27 protein-coding genes are annotated in these 26441 nt (G+C 67.2%); 10 read left to right on the top strand and 17 right to left on the bottom strand.

Features of this window, described 5'->3' with window-relative positions; all coding sequences use genetic code 11:
* Nucleotides 1-91: 91 nt before the first annotated feature.
* The 11 genes from AC5P8C_RS06385 to AC5P8C_RS06335 all read right to left on the bottom strand — a co-directional run bounded on the left by AC5P8C_RS06385 (nucleotide 92) and on the right by AC5P8C_RS06335 (nucleotide 10710).
* Nucleotides 92-808 carry a haloacid dehalogenase-like hydrolase gene (locus AC5P8C_RS06385; protein ID WP_419965342.1) on the bottom strand — a complete coding sequence of 239 codons (717 nt, stop codon included), beginning with the start codon at nucleotides 806-808 and terminating at the stop codon, nucleotides 92-94.
* Nucleotides 805-1599, bottom strand: a complete 795-nt coding sequence (gene trpC, locus AC5P8C_RS06380) for an indole-3-glycerol phosphate synthase TrpC (protein ID WP_019661507.1) — start codon at nucleotides 1597-1599, stop codon at nucleotides 805-807. The genes AC5P8C_RS06385 and trpC overlap by 4 nt, the downstream gene beginning before the upstream one ends.
* A gap of 75 nt (nucleotides 1600-1674) precedes the next feature.
* Nucleotides 1675-2706, bottom strand: coding sequence for an anthranilate phosphoribosyltransferase (gene trpD, locus AC5P8C_RS06375; protein WP_019661508.1), 1032 nt, complete (start codon nucleotides 2704-2706; stop codon nucleotides 1675-1677).
* Between the two features lie 16 nt (nucleotides 2707-2722).
* Nucleotides 2723-3310 carry an anthranilate synthase component II gene (locus tag AC5P8C_RS06370; protein ID WP_019661509.1) on the bottom strand — a complete coding sequence of 196 codons (588 nt, stop codon included), beginning with the start codon at nucleotides 3308-3310 and terminating at the stop codon, nucleotides 2723-2725.
* 2 nt (nucleotides 3311-3312) lie between these two features.
* A complete protein-coding gene (locus tag AC5P8C_RS06365; RefSeq protein WP_032955477.1) occupies nucleotides 3313-4092 on the bottom strand; it encodes an SIMPL domain-containing protein in 780 nt (259 codons plus the stop codon).
* Nucleotides 4093-4095: 3 nt separating this feature from the next.
* Nucleotides 4096-6135, bottom strand: coding sequence for an acyltransferase family protein (locus AC5P8C_RS06360; protein ID WP_195670310.1), 2040 nt, complete (start codon nucleotides 6133-6135; stop codon nucleotides 4096-4098).
* Nucleotides 6136-6212: 77 nt separating this feature from the next.
* Nucleotides 6213-7688 carry an anthranilate synthase component I gene (trpE, locus tag AC5P8C_RS06355; RefSeq protein WP_014648670.1) on the bottom strand — a complete coding sequence of 492 codons (1476 nt, stop codon included), beginning with the start codon at nucleotides 7686-7688 and terminating at the stop codon, nucleotides 6213-6215.
* Nucleotides 7689-7997: 309 nt separating this feature from the next.
* Complete coding sequence (yegS, locus tag AC5P8C_RS06350) at nucleotides 7998-8927, bottom strand: lipid kinase YegS (RefSeq protein WP_019661512.1); 930 nt, start codon at nucleotides 8925-8927, stop codon at nucleotides 7998-8000.
* Nucleotides 8928-9150: 223 nt separating this feature from the next.
* A complete protein-coding gene (locus AC5P8C_RS06345) occupies nucleotides 9151-9633 on the bottom strand; it encodes a GNAT family N-acetyltransferase (RefSeq protein WP_026347198.1) in 483 nt (160 codons plus the stop codon).
* 12 nt (nucleotides 9634-9645) lie between these two features.
* On the bottom strand, nucleotides 9646-10323 hold the full coding sequence (gene rpe, locus AC5P8C_RS06340; RefSeq protein ID WP_019661514.1) for a ribulose-phosphate 3-epimerase: 678 nt from the start codon (nucleotides 10321-10323) through the stop codon (nucleotides 9646-9648).
* A gap of 57 nt (nucleotides 10324-10380) precedes the next feature.
* Nucleotides 10381-10710: a J domain-containing protein gene (locus AC5P8C_RS06335; protein WP_008265098.1), complete on the bottom strand. Its 330-nt coding sequence runs from the start codon at nucleotides 10708-10710 to the stop codon at nucleotides 10381-10383.
* 141 nt (nucleotides 10711-10851) lie between these two features.
* Here AC5P8C_RS06335 and AC5P8C_RS06330 point away from each other — a divergent pair, with 141 nt between their 5' ends.
* The 8 genes from AC5P8C_RS06330 to AC5P8C_RS06295 all read left to right on the top strand — a co-directional run bounded on the left by AC5P8C_RS06330 (nucleotide 10852) and on the right by AC5P8C_RS06295 (nucleotide 18655).
* On the top strand, nucleotides 10852-11778 hold the full coding sequence (locus AC5P8C_RS06330) for a phosphoribosylaminoimidazolesuccinocarboxamide synthase (protein WP_019661515.1): 927 nt from the start codon (nucleotides 10852-10854) through the stop codon (nucleotides 11776-11778).
* A 135-nt stretch (nucleotides 11779-11913) separates the two neighbouring features.
* Nucleotides 11914-12399, top strand: a complete 486-nt coding sequence (locus AC5P8C_RS06325; protein ID WP_010482667.1) for an Mpo1 family 2-hydroxy fatty acid dioxygenase — start codon at nucleotides 11914-11916, stop codon at nucleotides 12397-12399.
* 333 nt (nucleotides 12400-12732) lie between these two features.
* Nucleotides 12733-15561, top strand: coding sequence for a monovalent cation/H+ antiporter subunit A (locus AC5P8C_RS06320; protein WP_495218456.1), 2829 nt, complete (start codon nucleotides 12733-12735; stop codon nucleotides 15559-15561).
* Nucleotides 15561-15953, top strand: coding sequence for a Na+/H+ antiporter subunit C (locus AC5P8C_RS06315; RefSeq protein ID WP_019661517.1), 393 nt, complete (start codon nucleotides 15561-15563; stop codon nucleotides 15951-15953). Before AC5P8C_RS06320 ends, AC5P8C_RS06315 begins: the two co-directional genes overlap by 1 nt.
* Nucleotides 15950-17485, top strand: coding sequence for a monovalent cation/H+ antiporter subunit D (locus AC5P8C_RS06310; protein ID WP_233653644.1), 1536 nt, complete (start codon nucleotides 15950-15952; stop codon nucleotides 17483-17485). The genes AC5P8C_RS06315 and AC5P8C_RS06310 overlap by 4 nt, the downstream gene beginning before the upstream one ends.
* Nucleotides 17482-17988, top strand: a complete 507-nt coding sequence (locus AC5P8C_RS06305; protein WP_019661519.1) for a Na+/H+ antiporter subunit E — start codon at nucleotides 17482-17484, stop codon at nucleotides 17986-17988. The genes AC5P8C_RS06310 and AC5P8C_RS06305 overlap by 4 nt, the downstream gene beginning before the upstream one ends.
* Entirely contained in the window at nucleotides 17985-18269 is a 285-nt protein-coding gene (locus AC5P8C_RS06300; RefSeq protein WP_005411334.1) for a K+/H+ antiporter subunit F, read from the top strand. Before AC5P8C_RS06305 ends, AC5P8C_RS06300 begins: the two co-directional genes overlap by 4 nt.
* Nucleotides 18266-18655, top strand: coding sequence for a Na+/H+ antiporter subunit G (locus tag AC5P8C_RS06295; protein WP_019661520.1), 390 nt, complete (start codon nucleotides 18266-18268; stop codon nucleotides 18653-18655). Before AC5P8C_RS06300 ends, AC5P8C_RS06295 begins: the two co-directional genes overlap by 4 nt.
* A gap of 83 nt (nucleotides 18656-18738) precedes the next feature.
* Here AC5P8C_RS06295 and AC5P8C_RS06290 read toward each other — a convergent pair whose 3' ends face one another.
* Both AC5P8C_RS06290 and AC5P8C_RS06285 read right to left on the bottom strand, forming a co-directional pair.
* Complete coding sequence (locus AC5P8C_RS06290) at nucleotides 18739-19704, bottom strand: sodium:calcium antiporter (protein ID WP_019661521.1); 966 nt, start codon at nucleotides 19702-19704, stop codon at nucleotides 18739-18741.
* A 72-nt stretch (nucleotides 19705-19776) separates the two neighbouring features.
* Nucleotides 19777-20433: a hypothetical protein gene (locus AC5P8C_RS06285; protein WP_019661522.1), complete on the bottom strand. Its 657-nt coding sequence runs from the start codon at nucleotides 20431-20433 to the stop codon at nucleotides 19777-19779.
* A gap of 125 nt (nucleotides 20434-20558) precedes the next feature.
* Here AC5P8C_RS06285 and AC5P8C_RS06280 point away from each other — a divergent pair, with 125 nt between their 5' ends.
* The gene (locus tag AC5P8C_RS06280) at nucleotides 20559-21098 is read left to right on the top strand and encodes a hypothetical protein (RefSeq protein ID WP_019661523.1); all 540 of its coding nucleotides are present in this window, start codon (nucleotides 20559-20561) and stop codon (nucleotides 21096-21098) included.
* Nucleotides 21099-21146: 48 nt separating this feature from the next.
* Here AC5P8C_RS06280 and hmgA read toward each other — a convergent pair whose 3' ends face one another.
* Nucleotides 21147-22454 (bottom strand): homogentisate 1,2-dioxygenase, encoded by a 1308-nt coding sequence (hmgA, locus tag AC5P8C_RS06275; RefSeq protein ID WP_019661524.1) that lies wholly within the window; start codon nucleotides 22452-22454, stop codon nucleotides 21147-21149.
* An 85-nt stretch (nucleotides 22455-22539) separates the two neighbouring features.
* Complete coding sequence (gene hppD, locus AC5P8C_RS06270; protein WP_019661525.1) at nucleotides 22540-23652, bottom strand: 4-hydroxyphenylpyruvate dioxygenase; 1113 nt, start codon at nucleotides 23650-23652, stop codon at nucleotides 22540-22542.
* Between the two features lie 129 nt (nucleotides 23653-23781).
* Here hppD and AC5P8C_RS06265 point away from each other — a divergent pair, with 129 nt between their 5' ends.
* A complete protein-coding gene (locus AC5P8C_RS06265; RefSeq protein WP_026347199.1) occupies nucleotides 23782-24273 on the top strand; it encodes a MarR family winged helix-turn-helix transcriptional regulator in 492 nt (163 codons plus the stop codon).
* 95 nt (nucleotides 24274-24368) lie between these two features.
* Here AC5P8C_RS06265 and AC5P8C_RS06260 read toward each other — a convergent pair whose 3' ends face one another.
* Together AC5P8C_RS06260 and AC5P8C_RS06255 are read right to left on the bottom strand one after the other, a co-directional pair.
* On the bottom strand, nucleotides 24369-25508 hold the full coding sequence (locus tag AC5P8C_RS06260; RefSeq protein ID WP_495218455.1) for a hypothetical protein: 1140 nt from the start codon (nucleotides 25506-25508) through the stop codon (nucleotides 24369-24371).
* Between the two features lie 321 nt (nucleotides 25509-25829).
* Nucleotides 25830-26435, bottom strand: coding sequence for a thioredoxin family protein (locus tag AC5P8C_RS06255; protein ID WP_019661528.1), 606 nt, complete (start codon nucleotides 26433-26435; stop codon nucleotides 25830-25832).
* Nucleotides 26436-26441 lie beyond the last annotated feature (6 nt).

The following is a 26441-nucleotide window of genomic DNA, read 5'->3' as shown; positions in this document are numbered from 1 at the left end:
CCCTGTAGAGCCGGGCCATGCTCGGCTGATCGCGCACGGATACCGCAACGAAGAGCAGCCGAGCATGGCTCGGCTCTACAACAGGCTCGGATCAGGCCTTGTCGCCACCACGGTCCACGCAGCCCCAGTTGAGGATGCGGGTGCCGGCGGGCAGCACGCGGCGGAAGAACGCCACCCGGCCCGGCTTCGGGTTCACCACCACCGGTGCCTTGGCCGCCAGCAGCAGCGGCAGGTCGGCGGTGCTGTCGGAGTAGGCGATATCAATATCGCCGTAGCCGCGCTCGCGCAGCATGCGCATTTTCTCTTCGTTGTGGCAGTGACGGGTTGGACCGACGCCGCCCAGCCGTGGGCCGACCTCGGTACCGATCACCGGCACATCCTGATGGGCCACGAAGGCCAGGATCGCGCGTGCAAGCTCCGGCGGCGCACCTGTGGCAACCACCACGCGGTCGCCCTTGGCCCGGTGCGCGGCGAACACCTCCAGCGCCTGCGGCAGCAGCTTGGCGCGCATCTGCGCCTCGTTGCGCAGCACATAGGCGTCGATCACCTTGTTGAAATCGCGCGCACGGTGCAGGCCGAAACTGCCGATCCACACGTAGACCGAAATGCCGGCACGACGGGTCGGCAGCAGCGCCACCAGCGGCCCGGCGATCGGCGTGACCAGCAGCGCCGCCAGCATGCGCAACGGGTTGCGCTTGATCAGCGAGGCGAACAGATGGGTGCCCGAATCGCCGTCGTAGAGGGTGTGGTCGAAGTCGAAGACCACCAGCGGCGCATCCTCGCGCGGCGTCGGATAGTGCGTTTTCATGCCGCGAAGAATAGCTGACGCAGGCCCTCGCCCGGCTCTTCCACGCGCATGAAGGCCTCGCCCACCAGGAACGCGTGGATGCCGGCATCACGCATCAGCGCCACGTCCTGCGGCCCCAGGATGCCACTCTCGGTGACCAGCAGGCGGTCGCGCGGCACGGCCTGCTGCATGTCCAGCGTGGTCTGCAGCGACACCTCGAAGGTGCGCAGGTTGCGGTTGTTGATGCCGATCATCGGTGCCGGCACCTGCAGCGCACGCTCCAGTTCGTCGATGTCGTGCACTTCCACCAGCACGTCCATGCCCAGCGACAGCGCCAGTTCGGATAAGGTGGCCAGCTGGGTGTCGTCCAGCGCGGCCACGATCAGCAGGATGCAGTCGGCGCCCAGCACGCGCGCTTCGTACACCTGGTAGGCGTCGATCACGAAGTCCTTGCGCAGCACCGGCAGCGTGCAGGCCTCGCGGGCCTGCTGCAGGTAGGCGTCGGCACCCTGGAAGAAGTCCACGTCGGTCAGCACCGACAGGCAGCTGGCACCGCCGAATTCGTAGCTGACGGCGATGTCGGCCGGGCGGAAGTCCGGGCGGATCACACCCTTGGACGGGCTGGCCTTCTTCACCTCGGCGATCACCGCCGGGTCGCCATTGGCCACCGCCGCCTGCAGCGCGCGCACGAAGCCGCGTACCGGCGGGGCGCTGGCCGCGGCGGCCTGAAGCTCCTCGAGCGGGCGCTGGGCGCGGCGCTGGGCCACTTCTTCGGCCTTGCGGGCCAGGATCGTCTGCAGGATGTCGCTCATCGTCTTCGGGTCGGTGCGGGGGCGGTGAGGACGGCCATTATCGGGCCATCGACGGGGTCAGGCTGAACCGCGCGCTCAGGCAACCAGCGCGCGGGTGGTTTCAATGTACTGCTGCAGGCGCTGGCGGGCGCTGCCATTGGCGATGGCGGCACGGGCACGGGCCAGGCCATCGCCGATATCGCTGGCCACGCCGGCAACGTACAGGGCGGCACCGGCATTGAGCGCCACGATGTCCAGCGCCGGGCCCGGCTCGTTGTCCAGCACCGCGCGCAGCATCTGGATGGACTGTTCCGGGCCGTCCACGCGCAGGTTGCGGCTGGCCGACATGGCGATGCCGAAGTCTTCCGGGTGGATCTCGTACTCGCGGACCTTGCCGTCGCGCAGCTCGCCCACCAGGGTGCCCGCCCCCAGCGAGATCTCGTCCATGTTGTCGCGGCCCCAGACCACCATCGCGCGCTCGGTGCCCAGTTCGCGCAGCACGCGGGCCTGGATGCCCACCAGATCGGGATGGAACACGCCCATCAGCACAGACGGCGCGCTGGCCGGATTGGTCAGCGGGCCGAGGATGTTGAAGATGGTGCGCACGCCCATCTCGCGGCGTACCGGCGCGACCACCTTCATCGACGGATGATGGATCGGCGCGAACATGAAGCCGATGCCGGTCCGCTCGATGGCCGCGGCCACCTGATCCGGCTGCAGTTCGATCACCGCGCCCAGCGCTTCCAGCGCATCGGCACTGCCGGACTTGGACGACACGCTGCGGTTGCCATGCTTGGCCACGCGCGCGCCGGCGGCGGCCGCGACGAACATCGAGCAGGTGGAGATGTTGAAGGTGTGCGAGCCATCGCCACCGGTACCGACGATATCAACCAGGTTGGAGGTATCGGCCACCGGCACTGGCCGGGCGAATTCACGCATCACGGTGGCCGCCGCGGCGATTTCGTCCACGGTCTCCTTCTTCACGCGCAGGCCGGTGAGGATCGCGGCGGTCATCATCGGAGACACATCGCCGCGCATGATCTGCCGCATCAGGTCGACCATTTCGTCGAAGAAGATTTCGCGGTGCTCGATGGTGCGATGCAGGGCTTCCTGGGGGGAGAAGCTCATGGGTATGCTCCTTGGATCAGGCCGCCGGGCGCTGGAGGAAATTGCGCAGCAGCGCGTGGCCGTGTTCGGTGAGGATGGATTCGGGATGGAACTGGACGCCTTCCACCGGGAACTGGCGGTGGCGCAGGCCCATGATCTCTTCGATCGAGCCGTCCTCGTTCTCGGTCCAGGCGGTCACTTCCAGGCAGTCGGGCAGACTGTTCTTGTCCACCACCAGCGAGTGGTAGCGGGTGGCCTGGTAGCGGTCCGGCAGGCCGGCGAACACGCCCTTGCCTTCATGGCGGATCGGCGAGGTCTTGCCGTGCATGATGTTGCCGGCGCGGATGACGGTGCCGCCGTAGACCTGGCCGATGCCCTGGTGGCCCAGGCACACGCCGAGGATCGGCGTGGTCGGGCCCAGGCGTTCGATCAGCTCCAGCGAAACGCCCGCTTCGTTGGGGGTGCACGGGCCGGGCGAAATGACGATGCGCTCGGGCTTCTGCGCGGCGATCTCGTCCACGCTCATCACATCGTTGCGCACCACCTTCACTTCGGCGCCCAGCGTCTGCAGGTACTGCACGAGGTTGTAGGTGAAGCTGTCGTAGTTGTCGATCATCCACAACATGGTCAGGTTCCGTCGCTTATCAGGAAAATGGCGTACACGTTTTCGATGTAGGTGATGGGGCCGGCTTCAATGGATTCGGGCTCAGCGGGCGCGGGCGCGGAGGCGGGCGCGTAGCTGCCGGTCACCGAGATCCTGTCGAGGTCCCCGCCGTCCTCGCCCTGCTGCGGCCATTGCCCGGCCCGGATGCCGTAGGCGAAGTCCGGCGCCACATCGGAGATGCTGTACAGGCCACGCACTCTTGTTCCATAGGCCTTGGCCAGGCCCTGCGCGGACTCGCGGGTCTGGGCCGCTGCCTCGCCCTTGAGTTCGCGGCGCAGCGTCACTTCGCCCGAATAGGTCGGCGCCAGGCTGCTCACCTGTACGTTCTCGTTGGCCTTCAACGCCCCCAGAACATCCTGCATCGCCTTCACGCTGGCGAAGCTGGCACGCAGCTGGCGCGATACGCGGGTACCGATGAAGACCTGCCGGTTCTGCTCATAGCGCGTGGCCGGGCCGATCCGCAGGTTGTCCGCACGCACGCTGCCCTCCACCGCCTTGTGCTGCTTGAACAGTGCCAGCACGCGCGCCACGTTGTCCTGCACGCGGCGGCGCGCCGCGTCGGCATCCATGTCGGTCTCTTCGATGTTCAGCTGCAGGCCGAACCGATCGGGCATCACCGTGCGGGTACCCTGCCCCTTCACCAGCAGATGCGGCTGCGAGGGAATGGTATTGGCCTGCGCCCACGCAGACGGGGCCATCGTGGCCAGCAGCGACGACCACAGCAATGCGCTCAGCAGCTTCATCATCTACTCCTCACTGGAAACGGGCTCAGGCAGGCCGGCAGCAACCAGGTCGGCGGCATGCCGCTTGGCCAGCCGCTGGCCCAGGAAGCGCGCGTAGCCTAGGGACAGGTGATGCTGGTCGTAGAAGGCCGGCTCGCCGTTGGCCTCCATCACGCAGCCCTCCATAGCATTGCCGCCGCACAGCAATTCGTACTTGCTGATGTAGAGGTACGGCAGCGACTTCACCTGCGGAATGGTCGACTTGGCGCGCTCATCCGGGTTGAAGTAATTCACCAGGTCCGGGCGTTTGCATGCATCGAAGCTTCCGTAGCGGTTGTACAGCGACGCGCAGTCGGAGGTGGTTTGCAGGAAGGAGCCGATCGCGATGATCTTCAACTGCGGGTTGCGCGTCTTCAAGATCTCGAGGATCCGCCACAGGTCGGCGGCAACAGGGTCAAATCCCTGGTGCGTGTTGTAGACAATCACGTCCAGCGCCTGCACCAAGCGTTCATCGTCCAGCGCCGCGAAGCGGGTATCGCATGCCAGTTCCGGCGTGGGCGATGCAATGCGGCCCCGCTCCAGCACCACCTTGCAGTCGTTGACGGTACCGAAATTGACCAGGTTCACGCGGCGGTCTCGCCCGTAGATCTGCGCGAAGGCGTTGAAGCCGTCGGGCTCATGCGAGTTGCCGAACAGCAGCACCTGCACCGGCCGATCCATGGGGCAGCGCGCTGGATCCCGCAGCGACTGCACATTGCAGGCTGCGGCAAGGCCTTCGAATCGGCGCCCCTTGCCGGCCTCGATGTCGGCGGCCCCCAGCGGCTGGAACACCGACACTTCGGCGCGTGCCGCTGCATGCTGGACGGGGGCGCTGGCCGCCGTGCCCGGCCCGACCATGCCAGGGGTAAAGTACTGGTAGCGCCAAACCATGCCGTTGGATGCCAGCACCGCCACGCCCAGCGCACAGCAGAACAGCGAGGCGGCCAGCGTGCGGCCCACCAGCGCCCCCTTGGGCGCGGCCGGATCGACATAGCGGAATCGCACTTCCACCCAATGATGCAGCGCCACGGCCGTCACCAGGGACATCACCACCATCAGACTGAACTGTACCGCCCACGACCAGTGCGGCATGAACTGGGTGACGAATACCACTACCGGCCAATGGGTCAGGTACAGCGAGTAGCTGATCTTGCCGAACCAGACCGCCAGGGGATTGGCCAGCAGCAACGTGGTCGCACGGGAGCGGCTCGATGCGATGACCAGCAGCGCGCCCACGCACGGCGCAATGGCGTTGGTGTACGGGAATACGTCGCCTTCCACCAGGGTGGCGATCGAATACACGATCAGGGCAGCGCCGACGGCAAACATGCCTTCGTGGAGCCAGCGCGATGCCGGCAGCCGCGCGGCGATGAAGCAGCCGGCTGCGCCGATGGCGAACTCGAACACACGGAAGTGCGGCAGGAAGAAGAGATCCGAAGCAAAACCCACGCTCTGCCTGGCCACCACCAGGTGGTTGGCAAGGAAACTGGCTGCTGCTGCGGCGACGATGCCCCAGGCGATACCGCGGCGGCCGCCGAACCGGTAGCAGAGGAACAGGAACGCAGGCCACACCAGGTAGAACTGCTCCTCCACGCTCAGCGACCAGGTGTGCAGCAGGGGCTTAGTCTGCGAGGCCGCATCGAAGTAGCCGCTTTCCGACCAGAAAAGCAGGTTGGATACCGACAGCGCCGAGGCCAACAAAGACTTGCCGTACGCGACCAGATCGGCTGGCGTAAGGCTGAGCACGGCCAGGACCGTGGTAGCCAGCAGGGTGGCGATCAGTGCGGGCAGGATGCGCCGGACCCGACGCGTGTAGAAGTTGGCGAAGCGGAAACCACCGGTCTCCACCAGCTCACCTCGGATGATGGAGGTGATCAGAAAGCCGCTGATCACGAAGAAGATGTCGACGCCGACATAGCCACCGCCGAGCCCAGGCACCCCGAAGTGGAAGAGCAGGACCGCGAGCACCGCGACGCAGCGCAGTCCATCAATGTGCGGCATATACCGGGAGGTGGCGCTTTTCATGATCTGCAAGAACCCATTCAAGTGGGCGCGGCGCATCCCTTGCACCGCGCGACGGACAGCCTTCGACAATGGGAAGGTTACAGGCCCTTGGCGGCCTGGGCGACGGCGCGGAACAGCGCGCGGCCCTTGTTCATCGTCTCATCCCATTCCTTGTCCGGGTCCGAGTCGTAGACGATGCCGGCGCCGGCCTGCACGTACAGGCGGCCGTCCTTGATCACCGCGGTGCGGATCGCGATCGCGGTATCGGCATCGCCGTGCCAGCCGATGTAGCCGATGCTGCCGGCGTAGACATTGCGCTTGATCGGTTCCAGCTCGCGGATCACTTCCAGCGCGCGGATCTTCGGCGCGCCGCTGACCGTGCCGGCCGGGAAGGTGGCACGCAGCACGTCGGCATAGCTCAGGCCCGGCTGCAGCTGCCCGGTCACTTCGCTGACGATGTGCATCACGTGGCTGTAGCGTTCGATCACGAACTGCTCGCCCACCTCCACGGTACCTGCCTTCGAGACGCGGCCGGCATCGTTGCGGCCCAGGTCAATCAGCATCAGATGCTCGGCGCGTTCCTTCGGATCGGCCAGCAGCTCGGCTTCCAGCGCCAGGTCCAGCTCGGGCGTGGCGCCACGCGGGCGGGTGCCGGCGATCGGGCGCACGGTGACTTCGCCGTCCTGAAGGCGTACCAGGATTTCCGGCGATGAACCGACCACCTGCAGGTCGCCGACATCCAGGAAGTACATGTACGGCGACGGGTTCAGTGCACGCAGCGCGCGGTACACATCCACCGGGCGCGCCTTGAACGGCACGCTCAGGCGCTGGCTGAGCACCACCTGGAAGATGTCACCGGCGCGGATGTATTCCTTGCTGCGCTGGACCGCATCGACGAAGCCTTCGCGGGTGAAGCCGGAGACGAAGTCGGACTCGTCCAGCACGTCGCTGTTGAGCGGTGCGGGATAACCGGCGCCGGGCGCGCGCAGCTTGGCAGTCAGCGCATCCAGGCGTGCCTGGGCCTGCTCGAAGGCGCCCTCGACCCGTGGGTCGGCGTGCACGATCAGGTACAGCCGGCCCTTGAGATTGTCGAACACCGCCAGCTCGTTGGAATCCAGCAGCAGGATGTCCGGCGTGCCCAGCTCATCGCGGCCGGCCGGCGGGGCCAGGCGTGGTTCGATGTAGCCGATGCACTCGAAGCCGAACCAGCCGACCAGGCCACCGGTGAAGCCCGGCAGGCCTTCCAGCTTCGGCACCGAGTGGGCGCTGCGCAGCGCCTCGACTTCGGCGAACGGGTCGGCCACCTCGCGGGTGTCCACCACCTGGCCGTCTTCGCGCACAGTCAGCGTGTGGCCATGGAAGGCGTACACGCGACGCGCCGGCAGGCCGATGATCGAGTAACGACCAAAGCGCTCGCCGCCTTCGACGGATTCAAACAGGTAGGTATTGGGGCCGTCGGCGAGCTTCAGATAGACCGAAAGCGGCGTGTCCAGGTCGGACAGCACTTCACGGACGACGGGAATGTGGGTGTGGCCTTCAGCGGCCTGCTGCTGAAACTGAGCGTGCGAGTTCAAGACGACTTTCCTTCCGGGACACAGCGTTATGGGGGCGGACGACGGCAACGGGCCACCATCGCCACCAACGGCGTGCGGAAGAAAGGGTATGCGGGGTCGTCAGGCTGGACACCCCCTGACTGTATCGCAGCCGGGGCGGGAGGGGAACCCTGGGAAACTGAACCACGGGAAAGCACAGGGCTCATGGCGGGGACCGGTGGGGGACCGGCGCGGGAACCGGTAGAGTCGACAGTTAGTCGACTGCTCTTCGTCCCGACGGTAAAACCGGCGCTACACGCGTAAGTCGACTAACAGTCGACTCTACCCCGCCTACCCCGCCAGCAACGGGCAACCGACCGGCAGGTGCATGCGCACCCTGCCCGGCACGCACGCGATGCGGAACTGGCGGGCCTGGACTGGTTCGCCGTCCAGGTTGAGGGTCAACGGGCGCTCGGACTCCACCTGCAGCCACGGCAGCCGCGCACGCGTGGCCAGCTGTTCCAGCGCCGCCTGGGTGCCCGACTTCAGCATCTGGCCGAGCGTGGCGGTGACCTCACCCTCCAGTTCCGGAAGCACGGTGACATCCAGCAGCCCATCGTCGATCACGGCCTGCGGGCACAACTGCTGGCCACCGCCGGCCTGCCGGCCATTGCCGATGCCCAGGGCGATGAAGTCGCCTTCCCACGCGAAATCCGGGCCGGACAGCCGCGCGGTGATCGGCTCGATGCGGCCCAGCTTGGCGATGCCGGTGATCACATAGGCCAGCCCGCCCAGCATCTTCTTCAGGCCGGCATCGGTCTCCACCGTCACCTGCGTGCCGAAGCCACCGCTGGCGAGATTGGCGCACCACCATTGCGTGCCATCGGCGTCCACGCGCAACAGGTCAATGGCGTGCGGCGTCGCCTGCCCGATCAAGGCGAAGGCCTCCTTCGGCTCAGTGGGAATGCCGGCAGCAGTCGCGAAATCGTTGGCGGTCCCCATCGGAATCAGCGCCAGCGAGGGCAGCGCATCTGCCGGCTCCTCACGATGTGCCAGTGTCTCGGCCACCGCACTGAGCGTGCCATCGCCACCGGCGGCCACGATCACGTCCACGCCATGATCGATCGCCTCGGCCACGTAGCGTTCGGCGTCACCGTCTTCCCAGGTCACCCGCACTTCCAGCTGCACGCCCTGTCCGCGCCAATGGCCGACGGCGTCGCGCAACTCATCGTTGCCGGCGGATTTGCCGTTGAGGATCAGGCGCCAGCGCGGGGTGGTCATGCAGAGCTTCCAGGGATGCGGTGGCACAGGCTAGCAATGCGCTGTTTGCCCGCGGTGAATGTCACGCAGATGTCATTCAGCTGCTGGAGAATGGAAGGCCATAGCAGGGACGACGGATGGAGGCAGGATCAGCCTCCCACGCATGCAGCGAGGCCACGCCAGTGATTGGCGTGGCTTTTTTTTGCCGGCCGTAGATCCACGCCATGCGTGGATGCATTTCACGTCAACCGTTGGCGAAATCGTGCAGCGCCTGGCCCTGCAGCCGGTACACGGTCCACTCGTCCTGCGGCTTTGCGCCGGCGGCGGTGTAGAACTCGATGGCCGGGGTGTTCCAGTCCAGCACCGACCATTCGAAACGACCGCAGCCTTCGGCCACGGCCTGGCGGGCGATGTACTTCAGCAGTGCCTTGCCGGCGCCGCCGCCGCGCTTCTCCGGGCTGATGTACAGGTCTTCCAGGTAGATGCCCTTGCGGCCCAGCCAGGTGGAGTAGTTGTAGAAATACACCGCATAGCCGATGGCCTCACCGTCGGCTTCGCAGATCAACGCGCGGGCAGTCGCATCGGCACCGAACAGGCTTTCGGCAATACCGATCTCATCGGTCTGCACCGAATGCTCGGCCTTCTCGTAGATGGCCAGTTCGCGGATGAAGCGCAGGATCAGGCCAGCGTCGGCCACGGTGGCCGGGCGGATGTTCAACACGGCCACCGTACCCATGGCTCAGCCCCTTGCCGCAGCAACGTTCGCGCGCATCTGCGCGATCACGTCCTGGTAGCTGGTCCTGGCGTTGAAGATGGCCGAACCGGCAACGAAGGTGTCAGCGCCGGCGGCGGCGATCTCACCGATGTTGTCGGCTTTCACGCCACCGTCGATCTCCAGGCGGATGTCCTTGCCGCTGGCATCGATCATCTTGCGCACCACCTTCAGCTTGTCCAGCGCCGAGGGGATGAAGGCCTGGCCGCCGAAGCCCGGGTTGACCGACATCAGCAGCACCAGGTCCAGGTCATCCAGCACCCAGTCGAGGATGTCCACCGGGGTGGCCGGATTGAGCACGATGCCCGGCTTGCAGCCCAGCGAGCGGATCAGCTGGATGGTGCGGTGCACGTGGCGGCTCGCCTCCGGATGGAAGCTGATGTAGGTGGCACCGGCCTCGGCGAAGTCCGGGATGATGCGGTCCACCGGCTCGACCATCAGGTGCACGTCGATCGGCGCGGTCACGCCGTGCTTGCGCAGCGCCTGGCAGACCATCGGGCCGATGGTCAGGTTCGGCACGTAGTGGTTGTCCATCACGTCGAAGTGGACCCAGTCCGCGCCGGCGGCGAGGACGTTGTCGACTTCCTCGCCGAGACGGGCGAAGTTGGCAGAGAGAATGGACGGGGCGATGAGGCAGTTGGACATGGCCGGGGCCTTCGGAACGGGGAAAGGATTCTCCCGCCCGCAGGCGGGACTGTCGGATCAGCGCTTGCGCAGGGTCTTGATGCGGTCGTAGGCGGCATTGATCCGCCGCGACTTCTGCTCGGCCTGCTGCTGCAGCTCGGGGGCGGCGCCGCCAAGCTTGTCGGGGTGGTACTGCGAGATCAGCTTTCGGTAGGCGCGCTCGATCTCGGCATCGGTGGCCTCGGAGGTCAGCCCCAGCTCCCGGTACGGGTTCTCCTTGTTCAGGCGGAACCAGTCCGAATCAAAGGCATGGCCGATCAACAGGCCGACTACCGCGCCAAACAGCGGATTGGGCCGGAACAGCAGGGCCCCGGCGATGAAACCGAGCAGTTTTCCGTACCAGCGCATGGCGCCCCAGGGTCGACCGGCGAAATGGATGCTCATTTTACGTCACAGCGGGCCCGGACCGCTTTACACTAGGCCGCCCGCTGGTCAGCGGGCCCGCCGGGTCCGCTGGGCAGCCGTATCGACAACGCCCCAGGAGTGCCCGTGCCAACCACGCTGTTGCAATCCGATCTCCCCGGCCTGCCCTTGCGCCATCGCGGCAAGGTGCGTGATGTGTTCGATATCCCGCGCGAGCGGCTGCCTGCAGGGACCCCGCCGGGCGACTACCTGCTGATGGTGGCCACCGATCGCCTGTCGGCGTTCGACGTGGTCCTGCCCGACCCGATCCCGGGCAAGGGCGAGATGCTCTGCCAGGTCTCCAACTTCTGGTTCGCCAAGACCGCGCACCTGATGCCCAACCACCTGACCGGCATCGACGTGGCCAGCGTGCTGCCCGAAGGCGTGGACCCCGCCCTGTATGCCAAGCGCGCGGTGGTCACCCGCAAGCTGAAGCCGGTGCCGGTGGAAGCGATCGCCCGCGGCTACCTGATCGGCAGCGGCTGGAAGGATTACCAGCGCACCGGCAAGGTCAGCGGCATCGATCTGCCCGACGGCCTGCGCCAGGCCGAGCAGCTGCCCGAGCCGATCTTCACCCCCTCGACCAAGGCCGCCGTCGGCGACCACGACGAGAACATCGATTTCGACGCGATGGTGAAGCAGGTCGGTGCGGACCTGGCCGAGCGCGTGCGCGACGCCACCCTGCGCATCTACAAGTTCGCCGCCGATTACGCCCGCGAACGCGGCATCCTCCTGGCCGACACCAAGTTCGAGTTCGGTACCGACGCCGATGGCCGCCTGTACATCATGGACGAGATGCTGACGCCGGATTCCTCGCGTTACTGGCCGGCCGACGAGTACGAAGTGGGCACCAGCCCGCCGAGCTACGACAAGCAGTTCGTGCGCGATTACCTGGAGACGCTGGACTGGGGCAAGACCGCCCCGGGCCCGAGCATCCCGGCCGAGATCATCGAGCGCACCCGCGCCAAGTACGCCGAGGCGCTGCAGCGCCTGGCCGGGATCAGCGTCGACTGATCCGCCTGCGCCCCCGGCCCGCCGGGGGCGTTTCATTTTGGTGGTAGTGCCGGCCGCTGGCCGGCAACCTCGGCGAATCCGCAGCCAGACATGGCCTGGCTCTACTGTCGGCCCTGGCGGGAGTATGCTGGCCGCATGCAGACATCCACCGAGCTTGCGCGGCCGATCGACCGCTATTTCGCCAGCTACTCCGACGACCACCGCAATGTGATCAACCAGCGCATCCACGTGGTGGCGGTCCCGGCGATCCTGTGGTCGGTGGTGGCCCTGCTGTGGTGCCTGCCGCCGCTGATCACCTGGTTCCAGTACGGCATCTGGTCGGCGTTCGCGATGTTCAGCGCCTGGTGCTTCTACAACAAGCTGTCGCGCCCGCTGGGCATCGGCATGCTCATCCAGTTCTTCGTGTTCGGCTGCCTGTGCCGCCTGCTGGAAGCCGAAATCGGCCTGCAGGCCCTGCGCTGGCTGGCGGTGGGCGTGTTCGTGGTGGCCTGGATCGCGCAGTTCATCGGCCACACGTTCGAGGGCCGCAAGCCCAGCTTCCTGACCGACCTGACCTACCTGCTGATCGGCCCGGCCTGGGTGATGGCCAAGTTCTACCGCAAGCTCGACTGGCGCTACTGACCTGCCCAGGGCCGACGGCGCACCTCGTTTCCTGAACGGGCAGATCCCGTCACCCGCACTCCACGACGGCCCTGCCAGCCTGCGCCGGTGATCCGCTCCCCACTTCCCGCCCGTCGACGGCAGCCCCTGTGCGACAGGGCCTGCGGTCTCCCTGCGTGGGCGTAGGGCGTCCCCCGAGGGCAAGCGAGGAGAACACGCAGGAACGCGATGTTGCGTCGCAGAAAATATGAATCAGCGGACGTTACATGCAATTGATCGCTGTTCGATGGGTTTCAGCGACATTTCGCAGCCTGTTATTCTCCCTGACCTGCTCGTGAATCATGGATTCCCTGCATGCTCCCCAGCCTGCCCCTGCTGCTGGCCCTGCCGTTCCTGATGGCAGCGGCTGTTGCGGCCTTCCCCCGTAGTTCGCGCTCGACTGCTGCCTGGCTGGCGGCGCTGGCGCCGTTGGGCGGGCTGGCCATCCTCGGCTGGCTGACCCCGGCGGTGCTCGATGGCCAGGTGGTTCGCACCCTGGTGCCCTGGCTGCCACAGATCGGCCTGGACTTCACCCTGCGCGTGGACGGGCTGGCGTGGATGTTCGCCGGGCTGGTACTGGGCATCGGCGCGCTGGTGGTGCTGTACGCGCGCTACTACCTGAGCCAGCAGGACAACGCGCACCGCTTCTACTGCTACCTGCTGCTGTTCATGGGCGCCATGCTGGGCATGGTGCTGTCGGGCAACCTGCTGTTGCTGATGATCTTCTGGGAAATGACCAGCATCAGTTCGTTCCTGCTGATCGGCTTCTGGTCGCACCGCCAGGACGCCCGCGAAGGCGCACGCATGGCGCTGGTGATCACCGGTGGCGGTGGCCTGGCCCTGCTCGGTGGCGTGCTGCTGATCGGCCGCATCGTCGGCAGCTTCGACCTGGACGTGGTGCTGGCCGCTGGCGAGCAGATCCGCGCCAGCGCGCTGTACCCCTACGCCCTGTTCCTGGTACTGGCCGGCATCTTCACCAAGAGCGCGCAGTTCCCGTTCCACTTCTGGCTGCCGCACGCGATGGCGGCGCCGACCCCGGTCTCGGCGTACCTGCACTCGGCCACCATGGTAAAGGCCGGCGTGTTCCTGCTGGCGCGGCTGCATCCGGCACTGGCCGGCAGCGACCTGTTCTTCTACACGGTCAGCGGCATCGGCGCACTGACCCTGCTGATCGGCGCCTGGAATGCGATCTTCCAGCATGACCTGAAGGGCCTGCTGGCGTACTCGACCATTTCCCACCTGGGCCTGATCACCCTGCTGTTCGGCCTGTCCACGCCGATGGCGGTGGTGGCCGGCGTGTTCCACATCCTCAACCACGCCACCTTCAAGGCCTCGCTGTTCATGGCCGCCGGCATCATCGACCACGAAACCGGCACCCGTGACATGCGCAAGCTCGGAGGCCTGCGCAGGCTGATGCCGTTCACCAGCGCGCTGGCGATCATCGCCTCGCTGGCGATGGCTGGCATCCCCCTGCTCAATGGCTTCCTGTCCAAGGAAATGCTGTTCGCCGAAGCGATCACGGCCGGCGGCCCGGGCATCATGCGCACGGCGGTGTCGATCGCCGCGTTGCTGGCTGGCGTATTCGGGGTGGCGTACAGCCTGCGCTTCGTGCACGACACCTTCTTCGGCCCCGGCCCGCAGGACCTGGACCGCGTGCCGCATGAACCGCCGCGCTGGATGAAGGTGCCGGTGGAACTGCTGGTGGTGATCTGCGTGGCGGTGGGCGTGGCACCGGCACTGACCGTAGCGCCGGTGCTGCACGCCGCTGCGGCCTCGATCCTCGGCGACGCCATGCCCGAGTACAGCCTGGCGGTATGGCACGGCTTCAACCTGCCGCTGGCGATGAGCGCGATCGGCGTGATCGGCGGCGTGGCGCTGTACTTCGGCCTGCGCAAGCTGATCAACCTGCACGCCGTGACCAACGTCAGCACTGGCCGCAATGTGTTCCATGCGCAGCTGGACGCGATCTCCGCGCTGGCCATGCGCCTGACCAACGGCATCGCCAATGGCAGCCTGCAGCGCATGCTGCTGGGCCTGGTGCTGGTGGCCATCACCGTGGCCGCCGCGCCCTACATCGCCAACCCGGCCTCGCCGAACTGGACCGCGCCGCAGCCGATCCCGCTGCTGGGCTGGGCGCTGTGGCTGGTGATGATGGCCTGCGCCGTTGCCACCCTGCGCATCTACAAGCAGCGCCTGCTGGCAGTGCTGCTGGTCGGCGGCGTCGGCCTGATGGTGGCGCTGACCTTCGTGTTCCTGTCCGCACCCGACCTGGCCCTGACCCAGCTGCTGGTGGAGATGGTCACCCTGGTGCTGATGCTGCTGGGCATGAACTACCTGCCGGCGCAGTCCGGGCCGGAACGTCCGCGCTGGCGCAAGCGCCGCGATGCGGTGATCGCGATCATCGCCGGCGCCGGCCTGGGTGCGCTGGCCTATTCGGCGATGACCCTGCCGCCGAACACCATGGCCGGCGAACTGCTCGCCCGTGCGTTGCCCGAGGCCTATGGCCAGAACGTGGTCAACGTGATCCTGGTCGACTTCCGCGGCTTCGATACCTTCGGCGAGATCACCGTGTTCGGCATCGCCGCGCTGGTGGTGCATGCCCTGCTGCGGCGCACGCGGATGGCACCGGAGCAGATCATGCCCGGCCCTCCGATCAAGCTGCCGGTACCAGCCGACCTGGCCCAGATCATGTTCCCGCTGACCCTGACCGTATCGATCTTCCTGTTCCTGCGCGGCCACAACGCGCCGGGCGGTGGCTTCATCGCCGGCCTGGTGCTGGCGGTGCCGCTGCTGATCCAGTACGTGATCCAGGGCACCGCGTCGGTGGAGTCGCGCTTCGGCTTCGACTACATCCGCTGCATCGGCATGGGCCTGCTGATCGCCCTGCTCAGCGGCTGCGCCTCGATGCTGTTCGGCGTGCCGTTCCTGACCAGTGGCCACCTCGACCTGCACCTGCCGCTGATCGGCGACGTGCCGCTGGCCAGTGCGATCGGTTTCGACATCGGCGTCTACCTGGTGGTGTTCGGCGGCGCCATGCTGATGCTGTCGATGATGGGCACGATCAAGCCGTCGCGTACCCGCACCGCCCGCAAGGGCGAGATCGACCTGCAACGCCGTTCGGCACGTACCGGGGAGATGCACTGATGGAACTGGCCCTGGCCACCGCGATCGGCGTGCTGACCGCCATCGGCATCTACCTGCTGCTGCGTGCGCGCAGCTTCGATGTGATCCTCGGCATGACCTTCCTGTCCTACGCCACCAACCTGCTGATCTTCGCCGGTGGCCGCGTGGTGCTGGGCAAGGCGCCGGTGCTGCAGGAGGGCGTGGACAGCCACCTCGGCAACTACACCGATCCGCTGCCACAGGCGCTGGTACTGACCGCGATCGTGATCGCCTTCGCGATGACCGCAGTCAGCATCGTGCTGGCCATGCGCAGCCGCAGCGACAACCACAGCGACCATGTGGACGCCCACGAGCCCGACGATGACCTGCACGATGAGCGCGTGCCGCCGCGCCAGGGCGAGGACCGCGCATGAACCACCTGGTGATCCTGCCGATCCTGATTCCCCTGCTGGGCGCTGCGCTGTCGCTGTTCGTCGAACACCGTCGCTACGGCCCGAGGGTGCAGCGCGCGGTGGCCTGGACCGCGCTGTCGGCGCTGGCGCTGGCGGTGGGCCTGCTGTTTGCCAGCACGGCCAGCGGTGACATCAACGTCTACCTGCTGGGCGACTGGCCGTCGCGGCTGGGCATCGCGCTGGTGGCCGACCGGCTGTCGGCGTGGATGCTGCTGACCACCCTGCTGCTGGCCATTCCCTGCCTGCTGCACGCCTGCTCGGGCTGGGACCGCCGCGCACCGCACTTCCATGCGCTGTTCCAGTTCCAGCTGGTCGGCCTCAACGGTGCGTTCCTGACCGGCGACATCTTCAACCTGTTCGTGTTCTTCGAGGTGATGCTGATCGCCTCCTACGGCCTGCTGCTCAGCGGTGGCCGCGGCCTGCGCATGCGCATCGGCCTGCACTACGTGGTGTTCAACGTCACCGCCTCGACCCTGTTCCTGATCGCGCTGGGCCTGCTGTACGCCACGCTGGGTTCGCTGAACATGGCCGAGCTGTCGCAGCGCATCGCGCAGGTGCCGCCGGCACAGCTGACCCTGGTGAAGGCGACGATGGGCCTGTTGCTGCTGGTGTTCTGCGCCAAGGCCGCGCTGATGCCGCTGTACCTGTGGCTGCCGGAAGCCTATTCGCGTGCGCCAGCAGCGGTGGCTGCGCTGTTCGCGATCATGACCAAGGTCGGCCTGTACTCGGTGCTGCGCATCCAGATGCTGTGGTTCGGCGATGACGCAGGCGCGATGGCCGGCTATGGCCGCGACTGGCTGCTGTGGGCCGGCGTGGCGACGCTGGTGCTCGGTGGCCTGGGTGCACTGGCCGCGACCCGCCTGCGCGTCCTGATCTCGTACCTGGTGATCGTGTCGGCGGCCACGCTGTTCATCGCCTTCTCGGTGGGCACGCCGCAGGTACTCTCGGCGGGCCTGTACTACCTGCCGCACAGCAGCTTCGTCGCCGCCGCGCTGTTCCTGATCGCCGACCTGATCCGCCGTCGTCGCGGCGGTGCCAGCGACCGCAAGGAAGTGGTGGCACCGATGCCGGGCAAGGAAACCCCAGCGGTGCTGTTCCTGATCGGGGCAGTGTCGGTGGCCGGCCTGCCGCCACTGTCCGGCTTCCTGGCCAAGGCCGCGCTGCTGGCCGGCATGCCGGCGCAGTACACCGGGCCGGTGTGGTCCGCCGTGCTGGTCAGCAGCCTGCTGGTGATCATGGGCCTGACCCGCGGCGGCATCCGCCTGTTCTGGCGCGTGCCGCCGGTCGATCCAGAAGCACCGAAGCCGCGCAAGGCTCCCCTGCGCCGGGTAGAACTCTACGCCGCCTGCCTGCTGCTGGCCTACGGCATCGGCATGACCCTGGCCGCGGCACCGTTGATGCGCTACACCGACGCCACCGCCGCACAGCTGCTGCACCCCAGCGAGTACGTGCAGCAGCTGCGCGCGACCACGCCGGAGATCCGCCAGCCATGACCGCCCAGCGCTCCCTGTTCCGTCGCCTGATCCCCTCGCCGATGCTCAGCATCATGGTGGTGGCGTTCTGGCTGCTGATGTCCGACAGCTTCACCCTCGGCCAGATCGTGCTGGGGCTGGTGCTGGGCGTGGTGGTTCCGCTGTTCGCCGCGCGCCTGGACCGCGAGTTCGCGCGCATCGGCACCCTGCGGCCGCTGCCCAGACTGGTGTGCGTGACCCTGTTGGACATCCTGATGTCCAACATCCGCGTCGCCCTGCAGGTGCTGGGCCCGGAAAAGAACATCCACCCGGGCTTCATCTGGCTGCCGCTGGACATCGCCAACATCCACGGCATCGCCGCGCTGACCAGCATGATCACCCTGACCCCGGGCACGGTCTCGGCCGCGCTCAGCGACGACCGCAAGTTCCTGCTGGTGCATGTGCTGCACCTGGAGGATCCACAGGACCTGATCGATACGATCAAGCGCCGTTACGAGGCGCCGTTGATGGAGATCTTCCCATGACCGGTTTTGAAGTCATCCAGACCACCCTGGTGGTGTGCATGCACGTGGTCGGCCTGGCCATGCTGCTGGCCACCTGGCGCCTGCTGCGCGGGCCGACCGTGCCCGACCGCATCCTCGCACTGGACACCCTGTCGGTGACCGCGATCGCCGAGCTGATGCTGTTCGGCATGTACCTCAATTCACCGATCTACTTCGAGGCGGCGTTGATCATCGCCATGCTCGGCTTCGGCAGCACCGTGGTGCTGAGCAAGTTCGTGCTGCGCCGGGACATCGTCGAATGATCACTGCCATCCAGATCGGCCTGTCGATCCTGCTGCTGTTCGGCTGCTTCTTCATCCTGGTGGGCGCACTGGGCCTGGTGAAGCTGTCGACCTTCTTCAAGCGCCTGCACGCGCCGACCAAGGCCAGCACGCTGGGCGTGGGCTGCGTGCTGGTGTGCTCGGTCTGCTACCACATCTTCCTCGGCCAGGACCCGCAGCCGCGCGAGCTGCTGATCACCGTGTTCCTGTTCATCACCGCACCGATCAGCGCGCACATGATGGCCAAGGCCGCGCTGTCGCTGCTGATGGAGACCCGCCCCACCCTGCCGGGCAACGAACGTGCCGCCGAGGAGCAGCTGCCACCGCCGGAACCGGTGCGGGAAGAAGAAATCACGCAGAACCGGTAGAACCGGCCGCTGGCCGGCAATGTGACGCCCGGTAGGTGCCGACCGCTGGTCGGCACGAACAGCAGCCGAGCATGGGCTCGGCTCTACAGCGCCGGTGCGCCGACCAGCAGCAGTTCCAGCACGAACCAGCCGACAAACGCGACCAGCAGGATCACACCTTCGCCGCGGCTGATCTTCAGGTCGCCACGCAGCATCGGGTACAGCACCAGCGCGAACGCCAGCAGCGCCGGCAGTTCCAGGCGTACGAACGAGGCCGGCAGCGCCAGCGGCTGCAGCACGGCCATCGCACCGATCACCAGGAGCAGGTTGACCACGCTGGAACCCAGCACGTGGCCCAGCACCATGTCGCCATGCCCGCGACGCGCGGCGGCGATGGCGGTGGCCACCTCCGGCAGTGCGGTACCGATCGCCACCGGCAGCAGGCCGACCAGCAGCGGCGTCCAACCCAGGGCGACGCCAAAGTCGGCGGCGGCGCCCACCACTAGGCGCGCGCCCCAGTACAGCGTCAACGCGGCAATCAGCACGCGCAGCACGTTCAACGGCAGGCTGGTGCGGCTCAGTGCGGACTCGGCGATGGCCACCTGCACCTCCGCGCTCTCGCTGCGACCACGGCGCAGCAGCAGCACCTGCACCACGATGAAGCCGGCCAGCAGTATGCCGCCCTCCCAACGTGCCAGGCCGCCATCAAGCCCGAACAGGATCAGCAGCACACCTGCCGCCAGCAGCGACCACCACAGCACCGTCTGCAGGCGCGCGCGCAGCAGCAGGGGCGCAGCCATGGCCGCCACGGCCAGGGTCAGGCCCAGGTTGGTGATGCTGCTGCCGACCGCATTGCCCAGCGCCAGTTCTGGCTGGCCCACCGCCAGCGCGCACGCGTTGACTGCCAGCTCCGGCAACGAGGTGGCCACCCCGAGCAGCAGCAGCCCGGCAGTGAATGGGCTGGCCCCGAAACGCTGGGCCAGGCCGGACACGGCCTTGACGATGGAGTCCCCGCCCAGCGCCAGCAGCAGCAGGCCGAGCAGGAACCAGGCAATGGCAATGGCGATCATCGAGCACTCCCCAGCAGTGGTGCCGCGATTCTACGCGTGGCCCGAGCGCATGGCTCGGCGGTGGATCAAGGATCAGCCACAGCCTTCGGCGTAATCGACCTGTGGGGTCTTGCCGACGCGCCAGGCACTGACCCGACCATCAGCGCCGAGCGCGAAGTCGATGACCGCACCACCCTCCTGCGCCGGGCGCACGCGCAGGTGCTGGGCCTTCTCGTCGTACTTGTCAGGGCCGACATCGGCCCGCTCCGGGTACAGCACCTGCAGCTCACCCAGGGTCATGCCGACCTTGCCGCCGCCTGGTGCGGTGATGGCGGCGCTGCGCACGTCGTAGCGCACCAGCTTGCGGCCTTCGATCATCAGGCGCGGCTCTTCGGCATCCTGCGGGCGCAGGAAGTAGCAGCCGTCGTTGCTGTCGTCAGCCGGCAGCGGCTTGCCGGCCGCATCGGCGCCCAGACCCTGCAGCGGCGTGCCGAAGCCACTGCGGACCTCGGCGATGCCAGCGCCCAGCGCGGCGCCGCCGAAGCCATCCAGGCGCGCGGGACTGTCCTCGCGACGGTCATTGGCTGGACGGGCGGCCAGGTCGGGATCCGTCGACTGCGCAGGCCCGGTCGCCGAGGCGGTTTCCGCCGGGGTGTCGCTGCCGCTACCGGCCGCCCCCTGCTTGTCGGGGCCCGCACTGCAGGCGGCGAGCGAAAGGAGCAACAGACCAGCAATCGGGAGGTGCTTCATCGGTGCGGTTCCCTGGCACGAAGATGGCTGCACGCTAACCCATCCGGTGTGCAGGCGCTGCATTGTCATCGCGGTTTCATCGCCCTCGTTCAGGCTCGGCGAGCACCGATCTGGCCGTCCCTTCCATGCAACCGCGCAAGACCGATCTCGCCCGAACCGCGCTGCAGGCCCACCGCGCGCCGCTGGACATGCGCCAGCGCCGGCTGCTGATCCTGTGCGACGGCCAGCGTACCGTCGCCGACCTGACCGGTCTGCTTGGACAGGATGCGCCGGCGATGGTCATCCAGCTGGTGCAGGCGGGCTATCTGGCGACCGGCACGGCAACGGCGGCGGCACCCCCTCACGCCGCTGCCGAACCGGCCAATGCGGCGCTGGTGAAGGTGCCAACGAACGCCAGCGCCACGCCGGTCGAACGTCGCCGTTCGCTGGTGGCAGCGCGCATCTACCTGCTGGGTATCCTGGAAATGCAGCGGCATCCGCAGGCAGCGGCGCTATTCCGCGATCTGCAGCAGGCGCGTGCGGAGGATGAGGTGCTGCAGCGGCTGCAGTCGGCGATGCAGCTGCTGCCCGCGCTGACTTCGGATGGCTATTGCCAGCGCGTGCGCCAGCGCCTGCTGGAGGCGTTGCCGCTGGAGCATTGCGACGCCTTCGCCGAGGTGGCGTAAGCGCAGGTTCCGGCGCATCGTGCCGACCAACGGTCGGCACCCACCACGCTAGCGGGACGACCGGAAGTTGTTGCGCAGGCCGTTCCAGCACTGCTGGTAATCGCCCTGGCGGTGGCCGGCGGCCAGTGCCTGTGCGGTCGGGCGGATCACCGCGCGGGTCTCGAACATGAAGGCCATCGTGTCCTTGATGACATCGGCCTTGGAAAGGTCGGCATTGGACGCCTTGTCGAAGGTCGGTGCATCCGGGCCGTGGCCGCTCATGCAGTTGTGCAGCGACGCGCCGCCCGGCACGAAGCCTTCGGCCTTGGCATCGTAGGCGCCATGCACCAGGCCCATGAACTCGCTGGCGATGTTGCGGTGGAACCACGGCGGACGGAAGGTGTTCTGCGCCACCAGCCAGCGCGGCGGGAAGATCGCGAAGTCCATGTTGCTGGTGCCCGGGGTGTCGCTGGGCGAATGCAGCACCAGGAAGATCGACGGATCCGGGTGGTCGTAGCTGATCGAACCGATGGTGTTGAAGCGACGCAGGTCGTAGCGGTACGGCGCGTAATTGCCGTGCCAGGCCACCACGTCCAGCGGCGAATGGTCGATCGGTGCACGCCACAGGCGGCCTTCGAACTTGGCGATCAGTTCGAAGTCGCCATCCACATCCTCGAACGCCGCATGCGGGGTCTCGAAGTCGCGCGGATTGGCCAGGCCGTTGGAACCGATCGGACCCAGGTCGGGCAGCTTCAGCAGCGCACCGTAGTTCTCGCAGATGTAGCCACGGCTCGGGCCATCGGGCAGTTCAACGCGGAAGCGCACGCCGCGCGGGATCACCGCGATCTGCTGCGGCTCGATCTCGATCACGCCCAGCTCGGTCAGCAGGCGCAGCGCGCCCAGCTGCGGCACGATCAGCAGCTCGCCGTCGGCGTCGTAGAAGTAGCGGCCGACCATGTCGCGGTTGGCAGCGTACAGGTGGATGCCCACGCCGGCATGCGCATCGGGCGAGCCGTTGCCACCCATCGTGTACAGGCCTTCGACAAAATCTGTCGGCAGCTCCGGCAGCGGCAGCGGACTCCAGCGCAGCTGGTTCGGCGAGGCCGGCTGTGCGCCGAAATCACAGTGCAGCTGCGACTGCGCGAACGGAGTGAACTCGCCATGGGTCACCGCCGGGCGGATCCGGTACAGCCAGCTGCGGCGGTTGCTGCCGCGCGGCGCAGTGAAGGCGGTGCCGGTCAACTGTTCGGCGTACAGGCCGTGGGCCACCTTCTGCGGTGAGTTCTGTCCGACCGGCAGCGCGCCGGCGACTGCCTCGGTGGCGAATTCGTTGCCGAAGCCGGACTGGTAGCCGCGGGCGGTGATGGCGGGGGACATGGGAACTCCAGAGATTGCCGGCCAGCGGCCGGCACTACCATTCGGACAGGCAATGTCGACCGGAAGCCGACATTGCCTGCAGACCTTACAGCACGCCGCGGCGGATCTGGTCGCGCTCGATGCTCTCGAACAGCGCGGTGAAGTTGCCTTCGCCGAAGCCTTCGTTGCCCTTGCGCTGGATGATCTCGAAGAAGATCGGGCCGATGCAGTTCTGGGTGAAGATCTGCAGCAGCTTGCGCTGGTGGGTTTCCGGATCGGCATCGATCAGGATCTTGTTCTTGGCCAGGCGCGGCACGTCTTCACCGTGGTTCGGCACGCGCTGGTCGATCACCTCGAAGTAGGTCTCCGGCGTATCCAGGAAGTCCACGCCCTGCGCGCGCATTGCTTCGACGGTCTCGTAGATGTTCTCGGTGAAGCAGGCGATGTGCTGGATGCCCTCGCCCTTGTACGCGTCCAGGTACTCGTTGATCTGGCTCTTCGGGTCCGAAGATTCGTTCAGCGGAATGCGCACGATGCCATCGGGCGCGGTCATCGCCTTGGACACCAGGCCGGTCTTCAGGCCCTTGATGTCGAAGTAGCGGATCTCGCGGAAGTTGAACAGGCGCTCGTAGTAGTCCGACCACTGCTGCATGTTGCCGAAGTACAGGTTGTGGGTCAGGTGGTCGATGAAGGTCAGGCCGAAGCCGACCGGATGCAGGTCGGCCCCTGCGATCGGCTCGTAGTCGCCATCGTAGATGCTGCCGGCGCTGCCATAGCGGTCAACCAGGTACAGCATGCAGTCGCCGATGCCCTTGATGACCGGCGCGCTGACCGCCTTGCTGTCCGGCTTGAAGGCGATGGCTTCGGCGCCGTTGCCCAGCGCGGTCTGGTAGACCTCCTGGCCCGGCTTCTTGAAGCGGATGGCGAAGCCGCACGCGCACGGACCGTGCTTCTCGGCGAAGTCGGCGGCGAACGAATCGGGGTCTTCATTGACCAGGAAGTTGACGTCGCCCTGGCGATAGACGGTAATCGGACGCTGCTTGTGCTTGAGCACCGCGCTGAAGCCCATCTTCCGGAAGTACTCGTGCAGCTCCTGGCCACGGCCGGCCGGGGCGGCGAATTCGACGAACTCGAAGCCGTCGATGCCCATCGGGTTCTCGAAGGTGGTGACCTGCATGCCGGGGTTGGGGTGCGAGGCGGTCGGGACTGCGGTATTCATGGCGTGGCTCCGAATCGGTACCGCATCGGTACAAACCAGGTGCGGGCAGGTAGGGACCCGGCGAGAATGCAGGGTCTGGACCCACCCCTTATAGTTACACTTGAAACCACCAGCAAGGTGCACCGCAACATGAGCCCCGATCCCGCCTCGACCCGCCTGCGTGCCTCGCACGTCCTGCTCGACCTGGAACAGTTCCTGCCGTACCGGCTGAGCGTGCTGTCCAACCGGGTCAGCGGCAACATCGCCAAGCTATACGGTGATCGTTACGGTCTGGCGATTCCCGAGTGGCGGGTCATCACCATCCTGGCGCTGTACCCGGGTTCCTCGGCCAGCGAGGTCTCCGACCGCACGGCGATGGACAAGGTGGCGGTCAGCCGCGCCGTGGCCCGCCTGCTGGAGCGCGGCTTCATCAAGCGCGAGACCCACGGCGATGACCGCCGCCGCTCGGTGCTGGCGCTGTCCGCGGCCGGCTTCGAGGTGTACGAAACCATCGCGCCGATGGTGATCGAGATCACCCGCAAGCTGATGTCGGTGCTGAGCGAGGAGGAGGAGCAGCTGCTGGAAAAGCTGATCCTGCGCCTGGCCGGTGACGGCCTGGAGCGGATGGGCGAAGGCGTCTGAAAGAAAAAGGGGACGGAGGGGATTAAGTCGTAATGAGTACAGGTGTGCCTGAAACGACTTAATCCCCTCCGTCCCCTTTTTTCCGTCCCCTTTTTTCAGCTCAGGTGCTTGCGCCGCGCGTGGATCCACGGCACCGCCAGCGCCGCGATGGCACCACCGGCGAAGCCAAGTGATGCAGCAACCGTGGCCGCCTCGACCGCACCGGGCAGCGCCAGCGCCGCCGCCACCAGCAGCAGCGACGGCAGGCCAACGAAGGTGCCCAGGAAGAAATGCCAACGCGGTGACCAGGTGTTGAGCTGCAGCAGGCTGACCGGTTGCCAGGCTTCGGATGCGGCCTCTTCGGCGATCTTCGCCACGGCCTTGCCCAGATCCACTTCCGGCAGCGCGCGCCCCTGCCGTGCGGTTGCCAACAGCTCGGCCACGGCCTCCACAGGCGGGAAACTGGACGGCCACGCGACCGGCGCCGGCACGCCATACGCGGTCAGCAGCGGCACGCTCAGCCACGGCGCCACCAGCGGGCGCATGCGACGGCGACCATGCACGCACCAGGTCTGCGACTGGCCGTGCGCGGTGACGCTGTACAGCGCCAGTTCGTTGGCCGGCGGATAGCCGAGCATGGTCACCCGTGCCGCCAGGCTGTCCTGGCCCATCGCGCGCAGGAAACCGGGGCGGCTGCGCCCTTCCTGCATCCACGCCAGGCCGAGTGCACCCACCAGATAGGCCTCGGCCACGTCCTTGCTGCCGGCGGCGGCGCGTTCGTCGCTAGCCAGGTACCAGGCCAGCGATTTCGGTTCGGCGACATCGTCCAGGCCCCAGCGGCTGTCGTCACCCAGCACATGGCGCACCGGCAGGCGCGCCGGCGCGGTTTCGCCACGTTCGCCGGGTTGCAGGAACGGCAGCACGCCCTGGATGAAGGTGGACAGTTCAATCGCGCGCACGCCATGGCCCTGCCACTCCGGTGGCAGCAGCCCGGCCAGCTGGCCATCGGCGACCAGTGCATCGAGCCGCGATTTCTGCTCGACCAGTTTCTGCACCGCACCCTTCAGCACCACGTTATCGGGCAGCGCGATCTGCGGCAGGCGATGGCGCGGCGGTGCCAGGTCGACGGTGGCCTCGCCGGTACCGGCGTCATCCAGCAGCGCCTCCTGCGGCGGCAGGGTCACGCCCTCGCCTGCTCCACCCTCGGCCAGCTCACTGGCGGGTCCGGGCAATCGTTCGGCGTGGTCGCTGTGCATGGGCGTTCCGGAAGGTTGCATCGACGGGATGTCGACTGACGTCCTTGCCGGTAACGGCGAGCGCGGTGCGATATTGAGATGCCGATTCCGGGAATGTGACCGCAACCACAGTAGATCCACGCCATGCGTGGATGCACTTCTGTGCCGACCAACGGTCGGCACCCACCGGGGTTGGCGGTCAGCGGTCGGCACCCACCGGGGATGGCGGTCAGCGGTCGGCACCCACCGGGGATGGCGGTCAGCGGTTGGCATCCGCCGGGGTTGGCGGTCAGCGGTTGGCACCCCCCCCCCCCCCCCTGCCGGCCAGCGGCCGGCACTACCCTATTCCGGTTTGTCGGGTGCCCACTGCTTGAGGAACGCGCTCACCCGCGCAGGCTGGAACGCCTCGCCCCTGCGCAGCTCAGCGGTCGCCTGCGACACCAGCAGGCCACCATCGGCGTCCAGCACCAGCAGATGCGGATAGTCGCGTTCCATCACCGGGAACTGGGCAAGGAACGCGGTGTTGGGCTGCTCGTCGCTGGCGTTGACCTTCACCCACACGTAGTGGGCATCGCGGAAGCGACGCAGGTCGCCGTTGCCTTCCACCACATCGTCCAGCGCCCGGCAGCGCTCACAGGCGGCGTTGCCGATCTCCAGCAGGATGCGCTTCTTGCCCCGCTGGGCTTCCACCTTGGCGGTGGCCAGGTCATCGGCGGGGTTGCGGGCCGGGTCGAACTGCGCACCGAGCCCGGCGATGGCGGCGATGTCCGCCGCCACCGGGGTGTTGCCCGAGGCCACCGGTTCGCTGGGGTCAGCGACCGGCGGCTCGGTGGGTCGGGTATCCAGGGGCTGCGTGGGCTCGGCGGTCGCAGGTGGTTGCGGTTGGGAACAGGCGCCGATCAGCGCCGCACAGACCACCACTACCGCAGTACCGAGCTTGCTACGCATGCCTTC

The sequence above is a fragment of the Stenotrophomonas sp. YJH_SMC_46 genome, from assembly GCF_059370315.1.
Note: the sequence above shows the minus strand (reverse complement) of the source record. Positions and strands in the feature narration are given on the sequence as shown.